This window comes from Pseudoalteromonas sp. AWM4_233 (assembly GCF_056158285.1).
This window is the reverse complement of the sequence record NZ_JBSWSZ010000074.1, coordinates 1-4,680: the sequence shown is the minus strand read 5'-3', so window position 1 is coordinate 4,680 and position 4,680 is coordinate 1. Positions and strand designations below refer to the sequence as shown.

6 protein-coding genes are annotated in these 4,680 nt (G+C 48.4%); all 6 read right to left on the bottom strand.

Going from position 1 to position 4,680, the window contains the following annotated elements; all coding sequences use genetic code 11:
* Positions 1-210 (bottom strand): hypothetical protein (locus ACXAC4_RS20335; protein WP_475165005.1); only part of this gene is annotated, 210 nt, incomplete at its 3' end.
* Complete coding sequence (locus tag ACXAC4_RS20330; protein WP_475165004.1) at positions 207-686, bottom strand: hypothetical protein; 480 nt, start codon at positions 684-686, stop codon at positions 207-209. The genes ACXAC4_RS20335 and ACXAC4_RS20330, both read right to left, overlap by 4 nt.
* Positions 686-1,864 carry a dsDNA nuclease domain-containing protein gene (locus ACXAC4_RS20325; protein ID WP_475165002.1) on the bottom strand — a complete coding sequence of 393 codons (1,179 nt, stop codon included), beginning with the start codon at positions 1,862-1,864 and terminating at the stop codon, positions 686-688. Before ACXAC4_RS20325 ends, ACXAC4_RS20330 begins: the two co-directional genes overlap by 1 nt.
* Before the next feature lie 191 nt (positions 1,865-2,055).
* Positions 2,056-2,454: a DUF6930 domain-containing protein gene (locus ACXAC4_RS20320; RefSeq protein WP_008170669.1), complete on the bottom strand. Its 399-nt coding sequence runs from the start codon at positions 2,452-2,454 to the stop codon at positions 2,056-2,058.
* A gap of 114 nt (positions 2,455-2,568) precedes the next feature.
* Positions 2,569-2,886, bottom strand: coding sequence for a hypothetical protein (locus ACXAC4_RS20315; RefSeq protein ID WP_053113006.1), 318 nt, complete (start codon positions 2,884-2,886; stop codon positions 2,569-2,571).
* Positions 2,887-3,408: 522 nt separating this feature from the next.
* Positions 3,409-3,687, bottom strand: coding sequence for a hypothetical protein (locus tag ACXAC4_RS20310; RefSeq protein ID WP_475164997.1), 279 nt, complete (start codon positions 3,685-3,687; stop codon positions 3,409-3,411).
* Between the last annotated feature and the right edge of the window lie 993 nt (positions 3,688-4,680).

The following is a 4,680-nucleotide window of genomic DNA, read 5'->3' as shown; positions in this document are numbered from 1 at the left end:
AAGGTTAATAGGGAAACACGATAGAATCCGAACAGCACCTCCCTGATATCTAACAGGGTAGCCAAGCGCGAAGGCAATAGAATGAATGACAGGCGTTTTCCCTGCGCCGTTCGGTCCATATAGTTGGGTGATATCGCTAGCAAACACAAGATCCTTCGAACCCCAACCGGCCTTCCCTGAAGGATGAATTTTTAATTCAACAAGTTTCATTCCAAATCCATTGCAATTTGTTTTTCTATTTGTAGATCAAAATAATTTCGTTCAATTAGCTGGAGTGTGTAACCGAGGTCTGATTGTACATCTATTGCTTTTGATACGACCTTTTTCCCAAACTCGGTGACTTTAATGCGAGAATCATGGCGATCGACCTCAACAAGGCTTACTGTCTCAAGAAAGGTTAGCGCCTTAACTGTCCGCATCCTAAGGTTTGCCGACCATCCCAAGTGTTGGGATGAACCTTTAAAGCCTGAAAATGTTCTCTCAAAACACTCGCCAATCAACTGACCTAGTTCGTCTGACTTAGGCTTACGGCGTGTTTTAGACAACAAGAGAATAGTCATCGCGAGCAATGGAAGATGAAAAAGCGCTTCATTGCTAAGCCGATGAGGTGCCGAACCACTGAACTGATCTAGAGGCAATACAATTTCTTTTTCAGACGCTTCTTGAAAGAATTCTTCGTAATCCATCACGCATTTCCTCTAACTAAAAACGAGAAAACAGCGCCTAGAAGGAGTTCACGATTAAGAGTGGCAGACAAACCTTCAGTATCCAAGGCAGACAATACTATATTGATTCGACTTTGAAGCAATGGAAGGCTTTCTCCTAATTTCACCCACTCAGCAGCATTTTTCTCTATTTCTTCTAAAATGAAATTCAGGTCAAACTCTGGAATAGTATGGCGTTTGTCCCTAAACCATATATCCCATCGAACCTTACAGTCAGACACGAACTCTATCATTCGCTCTGACGCCCCGGTCTTACTCATCAATCTGTGAATAATAGAAGCATTCTTGATGGCTTGTGAGTCGCCGCTATCTTTTAAGCTCTGATATGCCGCTTTGGAGATACTAAGAATATCGAGCATTTCGGGCAAGACTACGCCTGCTATATCATCGAGGTCGCGCTCTCCTATTTCCTCTAATAGTTTGCCAAACGACTTCCGTTCGACAAGAGATATAAGACTGTTAAGGATTTCCTCACACTCTGAACGCTGCAAATCTATTTCACTGTATTTATAAATGGTCTCTCTTGCCTCAGAGAAAAATTTATCATCGTGTGGATTTAAATAAGAAATATTAGACTTAATCTGAAGCTTCTTAATACGCTCTATAACACCCTGATCTTCTATGGGCGCTTCTGGGCACAAAGCGTCATTAAAATTTTCAAGCAATAATTTGTAATAGTTGTTATCACTATCGTCCTGTATGGCATCTCGCAATCCCTCTAAACCATCATTTAGATGCACATTGGTGAGAAAAACGACGTTACCACAGGAGTTCTCGAACCTGATTGGATGGATCAGGAGTTTTCCAACGTAGCTATCGGTAATCTTGGCTGGCTCGCATGTCTTAGCGCCTTTCCTTATCCCCAAGACATCGTTTACAGACCATTGGTAATTCAATTTTCCCTTGGTTTTGACCTGAAAAAAATTATAGACATAACTCCCCTCGACATTGAGGCGAGCCACGAAATCGTCTTGATAATCACAATAGACACGGTCTAGCGTCTCATCCTCCAATAGAGACAAACACTCGAAAGCCGCTCCGCGAAACTGGGCTTGATAGCGGGCAATGGTTTCCCTTCCAACATTCTCCCGTGGCTCGACTCCATGAAGCTTTGGACTACGGATATTTTTTTCTGCCACGCTTATCTTCCTTCAGGAAATATTCTTCGATTTATGATGCGCATTTCCTGATCCTTTTATTGATCCTTGAGAGTAACTCAGTGTGACCCATCGTATAACGCCGTTGTTCAGCGGTGCCCTTGTAGCGCAGCGAAAAGGGCATCCGGTGGAGGGCCGTCAGGCCCGGAACGAACTGGAACACTTGGTTAGATTTATTGGATCCTACCGCCTGAAACATGGGCCGCGAAACCTTCCCTCGCTTCCTGTGTTATGCCGGATAGATCTTTGGCCGGGACTCGCTCAACTTCAATCCCCATGGCCTCAGCGACTTTGACCAGATCATCCGCGTGGTACTCAGTCGCTATGAACAATTTTTGGGGTCTTGAGCCAGATTGGCCTTCAGCGTCGGCCAACAATTTCCGTGACAGGAATTCCGGCAAACCAGACATGCTTACCTGAACAAGCTCCATGCCAAAGATCATCCCCGTTGCCACCTCCATGATGGCCATAGCGTTGAAATCTCCATCGGCCTCCGTCATCACCGGTGCTTCGTTCAATTGGAAAAGCAGCCAGGCTTCATTGTGGGCATAATCAGACGGCTCAATTGGCAACGTACTCTCCTGATTCTTTTAAATCTAACGCTTTTGTTTAGCGGCGCACATGCAGCGCAGCGAAATGGGCGTCCGGTGTAGGGCCGGAGGCCCGGAACGAACTACAACTACTGGTTATGCAATTTTGCCGAGCCCGAAGTAGATGGCTGCGACAAAAAGCACCAAGTACAGCAACATAAAAGACAATCCGAATACGCCTTTTTGCCAAAACCGAAGCCCCAATTCATCAAATTCCTTGATCGCAACTGCCGCAGAAAACGCAAGGTAACCAAAGGCATAAACCACCAAGAGAAAGATCAGTCCATGGATAACGAAGGTGTTGCTGCCTGGCTTATCAAGCCCACGAGTGAGAAGCGCTGCTGCCACCAGCATTGCAGTTGGCGAAACAAGGCGTTTTATCGCCGAATCAATGGTATCAAGGACTTCCTTCACCTCACCCTCCTTGGTTAGATCTCAGTACCTGCATAACGCTGAGGTAACCGGTGCAGGAGCGCCAGCGGAGGGGAACCAAAAGCGGTACGCTTTTGGCGTCCGGTTGACCGCCTTGTTAATGGCCGTTCACCACCGTGGTTGAGCCTGACACCCAGGCCGCATGCCCTCTCCCGGACAGCTTGCACCAACTCGACGGATGGCGAAAGGAACCAGAACGCAAAAGCCGCCGACCCGATTACCATTTAAGACGGACGGCCCCACGACTGGGGCACGTCATGAATACCGACACTGCTGGGCATTGTGGCAACCAAACCAGACAGCGAATTTTCCGGCCTTGGCGATCACCAGAGTGAGCGGGCTTACAACCAATCCCGGTGCCAAGGCCTTTGCACCCCACTTGCTAAACACTCACGAATGCCGGGCCGATAACGCTGAGCTAAGCGGCCGGTTTGGAGTGCAACGGAAAACCGGTCCGGTGGAGGGCCGACGGCCCGGAGCGTACTTAAGCGACTGGTTATGTGGCTAGGCATAGAAAGCTATCCCCACTGCCGCAAAAACCACGATCTTAATGATTAACTCTCCGATCGAGCGATGCCATGTTGCCTTCGAACCCTCTGGGTTTGACCACTCACCTGGAGCGTCATCGTCCAAGGTAACCAAATGACCCAACGCAGCCCAACCAGAAAAAACTAGTGCAGGCGCAGCGATATACTTGGCTGGAAATTGATACCCCATAAACATCGCGACGGCAGCTGCCAAAAGCGAGGCGACAAAAATCCCTATAACAACTCGTTGCAGCATCCTCAATTACTCGCTGGTTCTGCCCACATAACGCCGAAGCACAGCGGCGACCTTGGAATGGCGACGAAGGAGCCATGGAAGGGGCGTCCGGCGGCCATTCGGCCGCGTACTGTCTCGCGACTTGTTATGGTTCTCTTTGAACGCTGGAAGGTGGGCAAGGCGCGGAAACTTGGGTATTTCATGCACTAGACCAAAAGTTCATGCATGGAGCCCGTCACTATTTGCCACTGCCTTCACCGACCTAGATGACACAGCCGCGGGCGCTATTTTCAGGTCTGACCAGCCCAACGGGATTGTGCTCCTACTAATCGGCAAAGCGCGCCCTATTCAAAAGTTCGGTTAACATAGAACCCTCCCTCAGAATAGAATTATTACCCATGTCAAAGGTATGCCAACCTGCTCGCTTCAGCAACCATAACAGCTAATTAGGCACGAACGCGTTCGTATATCACCCGTTCGTCAAAACTCGCATTCCCAAAATACTCAAGAAAATACGAGTTTGTCGAATGAAAACAAGCTCTTGAGCGCCACTTACCACGGCTACCGCCGGAGTGATACGCCCCCTCTTCTGAGCCACTCCTGCTCCCGCCATAGGCGTATAACTCCGCCATTACTTTTCTAACCTCTCAACCCTATCAGATAGTTACCGTCATTTCTCATGTGATTTTTGGAAGTTTCGCGAACGCGTTCCGTATAACTCCGCCAACATCGCTCTTCTTCCAGACTTCAACCCAAACCGAAGTACTGTATATAAAAACAGCACTAAAGGATGAATGGATATGGATATCCCCACCCCGATACCTGCACAACCAACCCGTTTTTTGGACAAGGTTCGCGAGCTTCACACGCCTGCGGGGCATGGCGTATAAAACAGAGAAAACCTATCTGTTCGCGGATTAAACGTTTCATCCGTTTCCATGGCCTCCAGCACCCTGAAGCCATGGGCTCCTGGAGAAGTCGAATCTGTTCTCTGTCTCATCTGGTTTTGCAGGT